Genomic DNA, 14,529 nt, shown 5'->3' with positions numbered 1-14,529 from the left:
GCTCCTAGTCCAGGTACTGGCAGGTGGCGCGCGGGGTGTACATGCCGTGACCGGCCCGACCGGTGAACTTCCGTCCGTCGACGACGACTTCACCACGCGAGAGCACGGTGTCGACCTGGCCGGTGACCCGCTTGCCTTCGTACGCCGAGTAGTCGACGTTCATGTGATGGGTCTCGGCGGAAATGGTCTGTTCGGCCGCCGGGTCGTAGATGACGACGTCGGCGTCGGCGCCCGGGGCGATGGTGCCCTTCTTCGGGTAGAGGCCGAACATCCGGGCCGGGGAGGCGCAGGCGATCTCGATCCAGCGGCGGCGCGAGATGTGACCGTCCACGACCGCCTGATGGAGAAGATCCATCCGGTTCTCCACGCCGGGCATGCCGTTGGGGATCTTCGAGAAGTCGCCGCGTCCCATCTCCTTCTGGCCGGAGAAGCAGAAGGGGCAGTGGTCGGTGGAGACGACCTGGAGTTCGTTGTTCCTCAGGCCCCGCCAGAGTGCCTTCTGGTGTTCCGCGGGACGCAGGGGGGTGGAGCAGACGTATTTCGCGCCCTCGAAGTCCGGCTCGGCGAGGTTGTCGGTGGAGAGGAAGAGATACTGCGGGCACGTCTCGCCGAAGACGGGAAGGCCCTTGTGGCGGGCGGCGGCGACCTCGGCGACTGCCTCGTCGGCGGAGACGTGCACGACATAGAGCGGGGATCCGGCGACGCGGGCGAGCTGGATGGCGCGGTGGGTGGCCTCGGCCTCCAGCGCCACCTTGCGGACGTCGCCGTGGTAGCGCGGGTCGGTGTGGCCCCCGGCCAGCGCCTGTTCGACGAGGACATCGATGGCGATGCCGTTCTCCGCATGCATCATGATCAGGCCGCCGTTGTGGGAGGCCCGTTGCATGGCGCGCAGGATCTGGCCGTCGTCGCTGTAGAAGACACCGGGGTACGCCATGAACAGCTTGAAGGAGGTGACTCCCTCCGATACGAGAAGGTCCATCTCCTTGAGCGAGGACTCGTTCACATCGGAAAGGATCATGTGGAAGGCGTAGTCGATGGCGCAGTTGCCGTCGGCCTTCGCGTACCAGGCGTCGAGCCCTTCGCGGACCGCGTGGCCCACGGACTGGATGGCGAAGTCGACGATCGTGGTGGTGCCGCCCCAGGCGGCGGCCCGCGTACCGGTCTCGAAGGTGTCGGAGGCGTAGGTGCCGCCGAACGGCATCTCCATGTGCGTATGCGCGTCGACACCGCCCGGGATGACGTATTTGCCGGTGGCGTCGATCCGCCGGTCGGCGCTCCAGCTCTCGGCCGCGTCGGTGTCGGGTGCTGCGAGGGCGGCGATGCGACCGCCCTCGATGAGTACGTCGGCATGCATTTCGTCGGACGCGGTGATGACGAGACCACCGTGGATGACGGTGCGGGTCATGTACCCCTCCTCACTGTGGCGGAATGGGTCTACGCACGTAGACGAGGTGCGTGTGAAGAACGTAGAAGTGGGCTACCCACTGTGGCAATACCGCTGCGGCTAACCGCTGAAGACGTTTCGGTTTCCCCCGTCCGGCACTCCACCGGCCCACAGCACGACGCGGCGCGGCGCCGTTCCCGGGTGGGGAACGGCGCCGCAGCGCGTCGTATACACCGGCCGCCGCCCACCCCTCTGGCGTCGCCCGCACCTGCGTCGCTCAGCCGCCGCTTCTCATCCCACCGACCGCAGGGCCTCGGCCAGGATCGCCGCGCCCTCCTCCGCCTCCGGGATGGTCAGCGAGAGCGGTGGTGCGATCCGCAGCACGCTGGTGTTGTGACCGCCGCCCTTCCCGATGAGCAGCCCGCCCTCCCGGGCCGCTTCGAGCACGGTGGCGGCCGCCTGCGGGTCCGCCTCGTCGGTGCCGGGCTTCACCAGCTCGATGCCGATCATCAGACCCCGGCCGCGCACCTCCCGCACACACGCGGAAGCCGCGCCGACCGCACGCAGCCGCTCGATCAGCAGCCCGCCGACGCGCCGGGCGTTGCCCTGCAGATCGTGTTCGAGGAGGTACGAGAGGTTGGCGAGGCCGGCCGCCATGGTGACCGGGGAGCCGCCGAAGGTCGAAATGGAGTTGGCGTCGAGGCAGTTCATGACGTCGGCGCGGGCCACGACACCGCCGATCGACATGCCGTTGCCGATGCCCTTGGCGAAGGTGAGGATGTCCGGCGGCCCGTTCTCGCCGTGTGCCTGCCAGCCCCAGAAGTGTTCCCCGGAGCGGCCCCAGCCGGTCTGCACCTCGTCGGAGATCCACAGGACGCCATGGCGGTCGAGGACCCGGCGGAAGGCCGCGTACAGACCGTCGGGCGGTGAGGTGAACCCGCCGACGCCCTGGATGGGTTCCGCGATCAGGGCGGCGGGCTCGCGGATGTGGCCGAGCAGGTCCTCCAGGTCGGCGACGCAGGCCGCGATGAAGTCGGCGTCGCCGAGGTGCGCGTACGGTCCCCGGGTGCGGACGCCGCCGTGCACGTACAGCGTCTGCAACGGCGACAGACTCGTGGGCGACCACGCGTTGTTGCCGGTGATGGAGACCGCGGAGAAGGACCTGCCGTGGTAGCTGTTGCGCATCGCGAGGACTTGGTTGGACCTGCGGTACGCGGTGGCGAGGAGCAGGGCCGTGTCGTTGGCCTCGGTGCCGGAGGTGGTGAAGAAGACCCGGGCGTCCGGGATGCCGGAGAGCGTGGCGATGCGTTCGGCCAGCTCGACCATCGGCCGGTTGAGGTAGAGCGTGGAGGAGTGGATGATCCGCCCGGCCTGCTCGCTGACCGCCTTGGTCACCTCGGGCAGTGCGTGCGCGGTCATGGTGGTGAGGATGCCGCCGAAGAAGTCCAGGTAGCGCCTGCCGTCGGCGTCCCAGACGTGGCGGCCCTCGCCGTGGGTGATCTCCAGCGGGTGTTTGTAGTAGAGCGCCAGCCAGTCGGGGCTGACGGCCAGATGGCGTTCGTGCAGGCTGCTCACGGCTCCACCAGTCCTTCGTATGCGTCGGGTCGGCGGTCCCGGTAGAACGCCCACTGCTGACGGACCTCGTCGATGAGGCCGAAGTCGAGGTCGCGGACGACGAGTTCCTCTTCCTTGTCGCTGGCGACCTCGCCGACGAACTGGCCGCGCGGGTCGACGAAGTAGCTGGTTCCGTAGAAGTCGTTGTCGCCGTACTCCTCCTGGCCGACGCGGTTGATCGCGGCGACGAAGTACTCGTTGGCGACGGCGGAAGCGGGCTGTTCCAGCTGCCAGAGATAGCTGGACAGGCCGCGCGAGGTGGCCGACGGGTTGTACACCAACTGTGCTCCATTGAGCCCGAGTTGACGCCATCCCTCCGGGAAGTGCCGGTCATAGCAGATGTAGACGCCGACTTTGCCGACGGCGGTGTCGAAGACCGGCCAGCCGACGTTCCCGGGCTTGAAGTAGTACTTCTCCCAGAAGCCCTTGACCTGGGGAATGTGGTGCTTGCGGTACTTGCCGAGATAGGAGCCGTCGGCATCGATGACGGCGGCGGTGTTGTAGTAGAAGCCGGACTGCTCGATCTCGAAGACCGGCACGACGATCACCATGCCGGTCTCGCGGGCGAGTTCCCGCATCCGCCGGACGGTGGGCCCGTCCGGGACGGCCTCGGCCCAGCGGTAGTGCTCGGGTTCCTGCACCTGGCAGAAGTAGGGGGCGTTGAACACCTCCTGGAAGCCGATGATCTTCGCGCCCCGGCGGGCGGCCTCGCGCGCATGCTCCTCATGCTTGGCGATCATGGATTCGGTGTCGCCGGTCCAGGTCGCCTGGACGAGTGCGGCGCGTACGACTTGGGACATGAGCTGCTCCTTCGACGCGGCGTCAGAGAGCCTCTACGCGTTTCTACGCCCGTAGACACGTGCGTAGAGGAGAACGTAAGCCCCGTCACACAGCGGGGCAAGACCATCGCCGTGAACCGGCGGAGTCGATCATGTTTCACACCCGTGCGGTCCACATGCGCGCGCCGCCCGAGGCCGTACGGCGACCTGCTCCCGGACCGGTCCCGCGCGCCGGTTTGTATTCTCGGCAGGCACCACCCCGTCTGCACGGCACCTGTGAGAGGAACCACCATGACCACCGAGCTGAGCCCCGACACCCTGACCGGGCGCCTCGAGCGGGCCCGTCAGGACTACCGGGACCTCGCGGGACTCGGGCTCTCGCTCGACCTCACCAGGGGCAAGCCGGCACCGCAGCAGCTCGACCTCTCCGAGGAGCTGCTGAGCCTGCCCGGCGGACGGCACACCGCCGCCGACGGAACGGACGTACGCAACTACGGCGGGCTGCAGGGGCTGCCGGAGCTCCGGGAGATATTCGCCGGGGTGCTCCAGGTGCCGGTCGGGCAGCTGCTCGCGGCCGGGAACTCCAGCCTTGAGCTGATGCACGACTGCCTGGTGCACGCACTGCTGAGCGTGGTGCCGGGCGCCAAGTCGCGCTGGGTGGAGCAGGAGCGGATCGCGTTCCTGTGTCCGGTGCCCGGTTACGACCGGCACTTCGCGCTCTGCGAGCGGTTCGGGATCGACATGATCCCGGTGCCGATGACTCCCGAGGGCCCGGACATGGAGACCGTGGAGCGGCTCGTCGCCGAGGACCCGGCGATCAAGGGCATCTGGTGCGTACCGAAGTACAGCAACCCGGACGGCATCTGCTACAGCGACGCGACCGTGGCGCGGCTCGCCACGATGAGCACCGCAGCACCCGACTTCCGGATCTTCTGGGACAACGCCTACGCCGCTCACCACCTCACCGACGAGCCCGTCGAGATCGCCGACCTGCTCGCCGCCTGCGCCGGGGCCGGGAATCCGGACCGGGCCTTCGTGTTCGGCTCCACCTCGAAGATCACCGCGGCGGGGGCCGGTGTCGCGTTCTTCGGCTCGTCGCCCGCGAACGTGCAGTGGCTGCTCGGCAACAACGCCAAGCGGTCGATAGGCCCCGACAAGGTCAACCAGCTCCGGCACGTGCTGTTCCTGCGGGACGCCGACGGGGTGCGGGCCCATATGGAGCGCCAGCGCGCCCTGCTGCAGCCCAAGTTCGAGGCGGTGGCCCGGATCCTGGAGGCCGAGCTCGGCGGGACCGGGCTGGCGACCTGGACCTCCCCCCGGGGCGGCTACTTCGTGACCCTCGAAGTGCCGGACGGCTGCGCCGCGGAGGTCGTCCGCCGTGCCGGCGAGGCGGGCATCGTGCTGACCCCGGCCGGAGCGACCCACCCGTACGGCGACGACCCGCGCGACGCGGTCATCCGGATCGCGCCCAGCTACCCGGGACTCGCGGAGCTGGAGCAGGCGATCGAGGGACTCGCCGTCTGCGTCCGTCTCGTGGGATACGAGCAGCAGGCCCGGTAGGGACGTACGTGCAGTTCGGGTCGAGGCCGGTGGGCCGGCCGCCCGCCCCGGCAGTCCGGCGAAGGTCGACGGAGACGATCTCGTCTGCCCCTTCCACTGCTTCGCGTTCGGCCCCGACGGCACGTGCGTTCGGACGGGATACGGCGCAACCGCGTCGCGTTCGCGGAACCGGCCCGGCTGCCGGCCCCGCTCGCACGGGTGTTGAGCCGAACCGCCGCCCGGCTGCTGAATGGCGCCGTCTTCCGGTCGAGTCGCGAATTCACCGCCGCCGACTTTCCGGTCCGAAACCACAAGCAGTACCAGCAGCCGCCCCGGCTCGCGCCCGGTGACGGTCCGATCGGCCCGTTCCGGCGCTGGGCCCGGCGGTTCTACCCGCCGCCTCGGGACCAGGACGGAGCGCGGGCCGGCCGGAGCGAGCGGAGCGACGGTGCGGAAGTGCCCTGAGCGGTGCACGGCCGCGCCTCGGAGCCCGCCGACCGAACGGGGCCCCTACGCCTCTTCACGGGCGGTAGCGGGCCGGTCGGGCCGGTACTCCTCGCGGGCCCGGAGCAGTTCGGGCAGGTGCTGCCGGGTCCAGTCGCAGGCGGTGTTGAGCGGGCCGAGGAGCGAGCGGCCGAGCGGGGTCAGTTCGTACTCCACCCGTCGCGGCCGTTCGTCATGGACGGTACGGGTGAGGAGGCCATCGCGCTCCAGGGCCCGCAGCGTCTCCGTGAGGACCTTCGGGGTCACGAAGTGCATCGGTACCCGCAGCTCGCCGAAGCGGCGTGGCCCGCCGGCCAGACAGCGCAGCACCATGGCGGACCACTTGCCGGCGAACCGGAACGGCTGGATGCGGCTCAGACAGCCGGGGTCGGCGAACATGTCGGCGGGCAACGGCTCTCTCATCCTTCCGAAATTAGCCCAGTACCTTTGCAGTAACCAGGGGGTCCCGTCCTACCGTCCGTTGCGGCAGATGCCGTACGAGAGCCGGGAGTTCCCATGAGCAGCAGGATCGTCGTCTTCGGTGCGGGCGGCCGGGTCGGGCGGGCCGCGGTGGCCGAGGCCGTCCGCCGCACGCACACCGTGACCGCCGTCGTCCGCGACCCGGACCGTCACCGGGGCCTGGCCGGCGCGGGGGTCGACGTCGTACGCGGCGACGCCACCGATCCCGGGTCGGTGGCCGCCATCGCGGCCGGGCACGACGCCGCGATCAACGCGTCGGCGCGCCTGGACGTCCCGTCCGAGGAGTTCTTCGTCGCTGCGGCGAAGGCCCTCGTCGCGGGTCTGGAGGCGACTGGGGTGCGGCGCCTGGTGACGCTCGGGATCGCCTCGACGCTGGAGACCGCACCGGGTGTACGAGTGATGGACGCGCCGGACTTCCCGGAGCCGTACCGGGTCTTCTCGCAGGGGCACGCCGCCGAGTTCGACACGCTCGTCTCGGCGGGCGGCGGGCTCGACTGGCTCATGGTGGTGCCGCCGATGGACCTGGACGCGGCCGGGCCGCGCACCGGCACCTATCGGAGCGCACGGGGCACCCTGCTCGACGGCACCGGGCACATCTCACATCCCGATCTGGCGGTCGCGCTGCTGGACGAGATCGACAACCCGCGCCACCGGCGGATCCAGCTTGCGGTCGCCGACTGAGCCCGCGGCGGTCGGTCGCACCGGCCCGCACTGAACCCGGGGCGGTCGCCCCGGGTTCAGTGCGGAACACGCGCGGAACACGCGCCCCTACCCGGCCAGCGGCACCGCATCCGGCTCCGGGGCGCAGCGCGTGAGCAGTTCGTCCATCGAGAGCCCGAGCGCCCCGGCCAGCGCCGCGACGGTGAAGAACGCGGGGGTCGGGGCCCGGCCCGTCTCGATCTTGCGGAGCGTCTCGGCGGAGATTCCGGCACTCGCCGCGATCTCGACCATGCTGCGCCCGCCGCGCGCCTCGCGGAGCAGCGCTCCGAGTCGTTCGCCGCGGCGGCGCTCTTCCGGGGTGAGGGGCGTTCGTACCATGCCGTCATTCTAATACCGCCTCGACCGGTATAGTAATTGGCATGGTGCAACTCAAGACAGACACATCCATCGAAGCGATGCGCGAGACCGGCCGGGTCGTGGCGCAGCTGCTGACGGCCGTACGGGAAGCGGCGGCGGTCGGCGTCTCGTTGCGCGAACTCGACGAGGTGGCCCGTGAGGTTCTCCGCGAGGCGGGCGCCGGGTCGCCGTTCCTGAACTACCGGCCGCATTTCGCCCCCACTCCGTTCCCCGCCGTGATCTGCGCATCGGTCAACGACGCGATCGTGCACGGCATCCCCACCGACCAGCGGCTGCGCGACGGTGATCTGGTGAGCATCGACGCGGGCGCGACGCTCGGCGGCTGGGCGGGCGATTCGGCGATCAGTTTCACCGTCGGGCGCGCCCGGCCGACGGACACCCGGCTGATCGACACGGCGTTCGCGGCACTGGAGGCGGGAATCACGGCGGCGGTCGTCGGGAATCGGATCGGTGACATCGCTCATGCGATCGGCACGGTGTGCCGCCGGGCCGGTTACGGCATTCCGGAGGGGTTCGGCGGCCACGGCGTAGGCCGGTCGATGCACGAGGACCCGGCCGTCCCCAACGAGGGGCGGCCGGGTCGCGGCATGCCGTTGCGGCACGGAATGGTGCTGGCGATCGAGCCGATGCTGATCGGCAGCGGCAACGACGCGTTCCATCCGGACCGGGACGGCTGGACACTGCGTACGTCCGACGGCAGCCGGGCCGCGCACGCCGAGCACACGGTGGCGATCACCGACGACGGTCCGCGGATCCTGACCGAACTGTGATCACCCCAATCACCCCCGGCTCCCGCACGCGTAGTTGTTCTGTATGAACTGCTTGGCAAGCGCTTCACCGGCGGTGACGGCGGCGCCGTGGCTCTCGATCGGCGACACCTGGGAGTTCTTGAACAGGATGTAGGTGACGCCGGATTCGGCGCCGCCCGACTCCGGGTCGGGGTCGATGCCGAGCGCCTTGGCGGTGGCGTACGAGGCCTCGCCGGTGATCTTACTGGGGCCGGTGTCGCCGACGACGGCGTACTCGACCTTGTTGTTGTAGATGACGGCGACGACACCACCGCCCTTGATCCCCGCATTGCTGTAGTTCCAGATGCTGCTGCTGCTCGGCATGACGACGTACGGCAGCTTCTCGGCACTCAGCGGCTGGTCGCCGGAGGTGTGGAACGCCGCGTCGTCCTGGAACCACGGGTCGGTGTTCTCGTTGCAGGCGGTGGTGACCTGACCGTCGCAGTCGATGTCCATGTCGGCCTTCCAGAACACCGCACCGTTCTTGCCGCAGACCGGCACGGTCGCCGAAGTCTCCTCGTCCGTACGGTACTTGCCGTTGGATATCCGCGAACACGAGGTGACCTTGGCCGGCAGTTCGGCCGCACTGACGGAGCCCTCCTTGATGCCGGCCCCGGCTGCGGGCGTCAGCGTGGCTGCCACGAGCAGGGCGGCGCCGGAGGCGGCGGCGAGGGCGAGCGTTCGAGTACGCACAGTGGGGGTGCCCTTCTATGAGGAACCTTTCCTTACCGACGCAGCCGAGATGACCCCTGAGTCATGCCCTCGTCAAGACCGCGGGGCCGGCCCCTCGCGAGACATCGCGATGAACCAGCCCCGCACAGACGGTTATTGACAGAGCATCAGGTACGGTCGTTCGGCTTCACGACCATCGCGGAGCCCCCGCCCCGGCGCACCTTCTCGGCGGCCGCCAGCCACCGTCCGTCCGGCAGCCGCTGCACCCCCGTCGCCGCACCGATCTCCGGGTTCAGCTTGAAGGCATGCCCCAACGACTCCAGTTGTGCCCGCACCGGGCTGTTCCACAGCCCCGGTTCGAGTTCCGTGGTCGCCGAGTTGCGCTGGCTGGCGCGCGGCGCCGCGATGGCGTCGACCAGGGGCAGCCCGCGGTCGACCGTGCCGATGAGCGACTGCAGTACGGTCGTGATGATCGTGGCACCGCCCGGCGACCCGAGGGCCAGCACCGGCTCACCGTGCTTCAGCACGATCGTCGGCGAGATGGACGAGCGCGGGCGCTTGCCCGGACCGGGCAGGTTCGGGTCGTGGACCGCCGGGTTGGCGGGAGCGAACGAGAAGTCCGTCAGCTCGTTGTTGAGCAGATAGCCGCGCCCCGGCACGGTGATGCCACTGCCGCCCGTCTGCTCGATCGTGAGGGTGTACGCGACGACGTTGCCCCACTTGTCGGCGGTCGTCAGATGGGTGGTGTTCTCCCCCTCGTACGTCGTCGGGACGGCCATGCCACCGGTCGCGCAGTCGGCCGGGTGGCTGGGATCTCCCGGCGCCAGCGGGCTCGTCAGCACCGCGTCGTCCTTGATCAGGCACTCCCGCGAGTCGGCGAACCGCTGGCTGAGCAGCCCCCGCGTCGGTACGTCCTCGAACGCCGGGTCGCCGACCCACCGCCCGCGGTCCGCGAACGCGATCCGGCTCGCCTCGATGTAGCGGTGCAGGTACTGCGCCTCGCTCAGCTTCGAAAGGTCGGTGGACTCAAGGATGTTGAGCGCCTCACCGACGCTCGTGCCGCCGGACGAGGAGGGCGCCATGCCGTACACATAGAGGCCGCGATAGCCGACCTTCGTCGGCGCCTGCCGCAGCACCCGGTAGGACCGCAGGTCCTTGGCCGTGAGGTCGCCGGGCCGTACAACCCGGCCGGCCTTCGGGTCCACTGGCGGGTTGCGTACGGTCCGCACGACATCGTCGGCCAACTCGCCCTTGTACAGCACGTCGATGCCCTCGCGGCCGACCTGTTCGTACGTACGCGCCAGATCGGGGTTCTTGAACACCGAGCCGACCACGGGCAGTTGGCCGCCCGGCAGGAAGAGCTTCCGGCTCGCCGGGAAGTCGGCGAACCTGGCCTGATTGCCCTCGGTCTGCGAGCGGAACGTGCTGTCGACGACGAAGCCGTCCCTGGCGAGCCGCTCGGCCGGTTTCAGCACCTGCCGCAGCGATTTGCTGCCCCAGGCGTCGAGCGCGGTCGCCCAGGTGCCCGGGGTACCGGGGGTGCCCACGCCGAGTCCGCTGGTGACGGCGTCGTCGAAGGCGAGCGGCTTTCCGTTCTCCAGGAACAGCGAGGAGTCCGCACTGCGCGGTGCGGTCTCGCGGCCGTCGATCGTTTCCACGGCGTGCGTCCTGGCATCGTAGTGGACGAAATAGCCGCCACCCCCGAGACCCGAGGAGTAGGGCTCGGTCACACCGAGCGCCGCCGCGGTCGCCACCGCCGCGTCCACCGCGTTGCCGCCCTTGCGGAGCACCTCGATGCCGGCGGCCGACGCATCCGCGTCGACGCTGGAGACCGCCCCTCCGTACCCCACCGCCACCGGCGACTTGGGCGGTGGCTGGGACGGGGGTGCGGACGAGGACGGGGCCGCCGCCCCCATCGTGACGACAGCTGCGAGAACGACCGGCAACGACACATACCGCGCGACGGGACGTCGCATGCGCACCTCCAGTGAAGGATTGTCCGCCGCAGGGTAACGCCGCGCCCCCCGCCCCGTCAGGACCACCCGTGAACCCGATGCCGGTCGCCCTGCCCGGCCGTTGCCCACACGGTCCACTCGGCGAGCGTCCCGTCGAGCAGTACGTACTCCGGTTCGTGCTCGCGCAGGACCGTCAGCAGGCCGGGTGCCCGGGCGGCCAGGAGGCGATCACCGCGGTGGTGTAGGCGTGGGCGGTGCCGACCGAGATGCCGAAGCCGGCGGCTATCTGGGCCAGGGTGTCGTGCTTGCGCAGGTACACCGCACCGACGAGCGCGCGTTGGTGCGGCGGGAGCTTGCAGCGGCGGTCACCCTCGCGGGTGACGATGAGCATGGTGCCCCACTCGACCAGCGCATGAGGCAGGTCGAGTGCGGCAGGACAGGAGACCAACGAGGCACCTGCGCTGATGAGTTGAGACTTCGAACACCTCCCTCACGGCACGGGTGCCTCGTGCGTTGCGTCCTCGCCGCCGTCACCCCATCGGTGGCCACTCTGAAGACGCTCACTGACAGCCCGTCCGGGACTGGCCAAGCACCTCGGCCTGGAGGGCCTCGAAGAAGCTGGCCCCCTGGTGGAGGCCCTGAACTTCCCGCTCGCGTTGCGCTGGGCGAGGTGGCCGGTGATGCCGAACCGGCGGGTCAAGCGTCCGGTCAGCCGGATCGCCGACGGGGCGAGAAACGGGGCAAGCGTGATCAGGGCGATCATGAGGAGGCCGCAGCCGAGCGTCGCGCTGCGCAGGTTCTCCTCGGAGGCGTCCTTCGCGCAGGCGGCGAGGGAGGCCAGCATACTGATGCTGAGGGCGAGCAGGCCCGCCCCGGCGATGGGGCGCAGGTGGGGGCGGCTGACGGGCCGCGCGGCCGAGCGGAGCGCCTCGATCGGGGCGCCGCGGACGGCGGCGGGGCTATCGGAAGGCTGGGCTTCCAGGGCGGTGATCTCCGGTTGCACGCTGCGGATCTCCGCGATGTGCTGCTCCAGCCAGACGTTGGCCTCGCTCATCGGCTCGCCGTAGCGCTCGGCATGCCGAGCCTGCCGGGTGGCGACCAGCGCCTGCCTTTCGACAAGCTGGCGCTGGACGTCTGGGAGGAAGGTGCGGTCGGTGGCGAAGTGGTCGCAGCCGTGGCAGGCGTTCCCCTTGTCGCAGGACCGGGTGGGTGGCAGGAGACGGTAGCCGTTGGGCAGGATGCGGTGGGTTCGTCGGTCGAACTGGACCAGGTCGAGCATGTCGCGGCGGTCCATGCCGATCTCGCGTCCGTCACGGCCGATCTTGGCCAGGGCGAGGAACTCACGTTCGGCGGTGCTGGCCAGGGTTGCCGCATAGCGCATCGATGCTCTCCTCCCCCACTGACGACAAGGAGGGGAGGAGAGGAGGGGTGACGCTGCTTCAGCGGACCGGAAACAGGTGCTGACCTGGACGAACGCGGGAACTCACCATCAGTGACACCAAAGCGGGAGGTCGCACCCGCCCCCGTCCTGGCTCACCTGCCGCGATCCCGTCACTTCGGGTCGAAGGAGAGCCATGTACCGGCGAGGCCCTGCTGACCCGCCCCGGGCTGGGACCAGTCGCAGACACCGGTTCGGAAGATCGCCTTCAGATTCTCGAACTGGCCGTCGGTCACCGGCACTCGGTAGTCGGAGCGGACCACGGGACGCTTGCGGCACTTGACGATGTCGTTGGCCACATCGGCTCCGGCGACCATCCGCGGCGATGTCCACACCGGGTAGAGGGTGTTGCACTCGGTGTTGTCGATGCCCTCGACCTGGGGCTCCGCGATCTTCTTCGCACCGATGCCACGGGTCCAGCAGGCGTCCGTGAGACCCTGCGGCTGGTGGCGGACGATCTTCTCGATGGGGGCGTCGTTGCCGGAGTCTCCCTTGATACCGGTGAGCCACTGGTCCATGTCGGACAGCATCCCCGCGAGAGTGAATCCGTGCCCGCTGGAGCGGGTGAGCATGACCTGGTTGGCGTGGGTTCCGTTGGCCTTGTCCAAGCGCGCCCGGGTGGAGAAGGAGTGGAAGCGCATGTGCATGTCGCCGGCCGCCGCGTCGTCCGTGTAGTCGCGGTAGTCGATGATCGGAACGTCGGCGAGGCCGCCACCGCCGTTCAGCATGCGGCCCGTGCGGTAGGCCGTCCGTACCGCCTTGAGATCGGCGACGGTGCGCTCCGCGGCGGGCTTGGCGTCGTCATCGAGGCCGCCGATGCGCCGGTTCAGGTCGATGAACTGGTCCATGTCGATGGTCCCCTTGTTCAGGGCCTCAAGTCCGTACTGGATACCGGTGTTGTCGAGCGGCCTGCGCGCCTTCCCGGTCTCCGGTACCTCGCCGTAGACGTTCACGGTGTGGCTGTAGACGTCACAGCGGGCACCGTCCGGGTTGGTGTCGGGGTCGTAGCGCTGCCCCTGGGGCAGCTGGGGCGGGCAGAACACCGTGGGGTCGATACGGCCGCCGGCCCTGGCCAGGCTGCCGATGCTCTCCCACTTGCCGAACCCGGAGACCGCCTTCTGCTGGTCCTTGGTGAAAGCGTCCGGCGCGACGTCCTTGAAGTAGTGGTTCAGGAGCTGGGCGTCGCTGAGCGTCTGAATCGTCCCGAAGCCGACGTCGGGGAAGCTGCAGCCGGAGAGGATGCCGTCCAGCAGACCCGGGTAGTTGTCGGCGATCTGGTGGGTCTGGTACGAGCCGCCGGAGCAGCCGTTTCCGATGGTAAAGACCGGGTCGCCGTACGTCTCCACGAATCGTTCCTTGACCATGCTCATGGTCTCAGCGGCCAGCAGGTCGTTGCAGTTGTTGCCGAAGACGTTCAGCGTGGACGATGCGACGCCGTAGCCCTTGCTCAGATACGTGTCGTTCATGATGCCGACGGTGTTGCGGCCCTGGACGTACCAGCCGCCGTTACAGCCCCCGCCGAAGCCGTACACGAGGCGCCCGTTCCAGCCCGGCCCACGCTGCAGCGGGTCGGGGGTGGCGGACTTCGGGTCGTGCAGCACGGCCGTCTCGTAAATGCCGCGGTTGATGGTGCCGGTCTCGACGCGGACGATGTACGGCACCTTCTTGCCCGCGCTCGTCGTGGCGGTCGCCAGGTCGGCGGGAAGGACGTTCTCGTCGGGCAACGGAACGAACTTGCCGGCTGTGGTGCGATACATGTAATCGACGCGGGTCTTGACCGAGCAGTCCTTGTCGATCGGCTGCCCGAGGGTGCCGCCGGTGACCGTCTTGAACTCGGCGGTGTCACAGACGAACGGCTGCTCGTGCGGCCCGGCGAACACCGGCCCCGTGATGGGGTGGTTCTTCAGGGTCAGTTGTCCGGCGTCCGCGCCCTGAGCCCTGGCCGTGAGCCTGTTGTCACCCTTGGACAGCTCCTTCACCACGCCCATCAGCGCGTTGTTGCCGGACGGCCGGAAGCTCGAGGTCACGTCTCGGCCTTCCACCTCGACCCGGACTTTGTCGGCCGCTATGGAGACGGGCACCTCGACACGTATCAGGGCGTCGTCTCCCGATACCGTGCCGGGCCGCGACGACACGGCCGTCACCTGCAGCTTCTGGCGTTCCTGGCTGCCGGCCGGCGTCGCCGACGCGCCTACCAGCACGCCCATGAACGCTATGCCGGCAAGGCCCAGTTCGACCGGCCTCGCGGCTCCTGTGAACGACACGACGGAACTCGCCTCACTTTCTGGAGTCGGAATTCGTGCTCAGTGTGCAGACACGG

At 69.4% G+C, this 14,529-nt stretch carries 12 protein-coding genes and 2 pseudogenes; 4 read left to right on the top strand and 10 right to left on the bottom strand.

Annotated elements, in window-relative coordinates:
* Positions 1-4: 4 nt before the first annotated feature.
* The 3 genes from hydA to OG936_RS30120 form a co-directional block, all read right to left on the bottom strand.
* On the bottom strand, positions 5-1,405 hold the full coding sequence (hydA, locus tag OG936_RS30130; RefSeq protein ID WP_383761988.1) for a dihydropyrimidinase: 1,401 nt from the start codon (positions 1,403-1,405) through the stop codon (positions 5-7).
* 270 nt (positions 1,406-1,675) lie between these two features.
* On the bottom strand, positions 1,676-2,959 hold the full coding sequence (locus tag OG936_RS30125; RefSeq protein WP_406498972.1) for an aspartate aminotransferase family protein: 1,284 nt from the start codon (positions 2,957-2,959) through the stop codon (positions 1,676-1,678).
* Positions 2,956-3,798, bottom strand: a complete 843-nt coding sequence (locus tag OG936_RS30120) for a nitrilase-related carbon-nitrogen hydrolase (RefSeq protein ID WP_406498971.1) — start codon at positions 3,796-3,798, stop codon at positions 2,956-2,958. Before OG936_RS30120 ends, OG936_RS30125 begins: the two co-directional genes overlap by 4 nt.
* A gap of 270 nt (positions 3,799-4,068) precedes the next feature.
* On the opposite strand from OG936_RS30120, the gene OG936_RS30115 reads away from it, so the two are divergent.
* Both OG936_RS30115 and OG936_RS30110 read left to right on the top strand, forming a co-directional pair.
* A complete protein-coding gene (locus OG936_RS30115) occupies positions 4,069-5,337 on the top strand; it encodes an aminotransferase class I/II-fold pyridoxal phosphate-dependent enzyme (protein ID WP_406498969.1) in 1,269 nt (422 codons plus the stop codon).
* A 147-nt stretch (positions 5,338-5,484) separates the two neighbouring features.
* Positions 5,485-5,781: pseudogene (locus OG936_RS30110) on the top strand ((2Fe-2S)-binding protein); the annotation flags it as partial.
* 45 nt (positions 5,782-5,826) lie between these two features.
* On the opposite strand, the gene OG936_RS30105 reads toward OG936_RS30110, so the two are convergent.
* Positions 5,827-6,222, bottom strand: a complete 396-nt coding sequence (locus OG936_RS30105) for a winged helix-turn-helix transcriptional regulator (RefSeq protein WP_406498967.1) — start codon at positions 6,220-6,222, stop codon at positions 5,827-5,829.
* 93 nt (positions 6,223-6,315) lie between these two features.
* On the opposite strand from OG936_RS30105, the gene OG936_RS30100 reads away from it, so the two are divergent.
* Positions 6,316-6,960 (top strand): NAD(P)-dependent oxidoreductase, encoded by a 645-nt coding sequence (locus tag OG936_RS30100; RefSeq protein ID WP_406498966.1) that lies wholly within the window; start codon positions 6,316-6,318, stop codon positions 6,958-6,960.
* Positions 6,961-7,047: 87 nt separating this feature from the next.
* On the opposite strand, the gene OG936_RS30095 is transcribed toward OG936_RS30100, so the two are convergent.
* Positions 7,048-7,317, bottom strand: a complete 270-nt coding sequence (locus tag OG936_RS30095) for a helix-turn-helix domain-containing protein (protein ID WP_266749864.1) — start codon at positions 7,315-7,317, stop codon at positions 7,048-7,050.
* A gap of 41 nt (positions 7,318-7,358) precedes the next feature.
* Between OG936_RS30095 and map the strand changes: the two genes are divergently transcribed.
* A complete protein-coding gene (map, locus tag OG936_RS30090; RefSeq protein ID WP_406498964.1) occupies positions 7,359-8,126 on the top strand; it encodes a type I methionyl aminopeptidase in 768 nt (255 codons plus the stop codon).
* A gap of 9 nt (positions 8,127-8,135) precedes the next feature.
* Here map and OG936_RS30085 read toward each other — a convergent pair whose 3' ends face one another.
* From OG936_RS30085 to OG936_RS30065, 5 genes and pseudogenes are all read right to left on the bottom strand, one after another.
* Positions 8,136-8,837, bottom strand: coding sequence for a glycoside hydrolase family 75 protein (locus OG936_RS30085; RefSeq protein ID WP_406498962.1), 702 nt, complete (start codon positions 8,835-8,837; stop codon positions 8,136-8,138).
* Positions 8,838-8,983: 146 nt separating this feature from the next.
* Entirely contained in the window at positions 8,984-10,792 is a 1,809-nt protein-coding gene (ggt, locus tag OG936_RS30080; RefSeq protein WP_406500663.1) for a gamma-glutamyltransferase, read from the bottom strand.
* Between the two features lie 66 nt (positions 10,793-10,858).
* Positions 10,859-11,219: pseudogene (locus OG936_RS30075) on the bottom strand (transposase family protein); the annotation flags it as partial.
* 42 nt (positions 11,220-11,261) lie between these two features.
* Complete coding sequence (locus tag OG936_RS30070; RefSeq protein WP_406498961.1) at positions 11,262-12,152, bottom strand: hypothetical protein; 891 nt, start codon at positions 12,150-12,152, stop codon at positions 11,262-11,264.
* Positions 12,153-12,322: 170 nt separating this feature from the next.
* Positions 12,323-14,473 carry a DUF6351 family protein gene (locus OG936_RS30065; protein ID WP_406498959.1) on the bottom strand — a complete coding sequence of 717 codons (2,151 nt, stop codon included), beginning with the start codon at positions 14,471-14,473 and terminating at the stop codon, positions 12,323-12,325.
* Positions 14,474-14,529 lie beyond the last annotated feature (56 nt).

This window comes from Streptomyces sp. NBC_00846, from assembly GCF_045207325.1.
In the GTDB taxonomy this organism is placed as follows: domain Bacteria; phylum Actinomycetota; class Actinomycetes; order Streptomycetales; family Streptomycetaceae; genus Streptomyces.
This window is presented reverse-complemented; position numbering and strand designations above follow the sequence as displayed.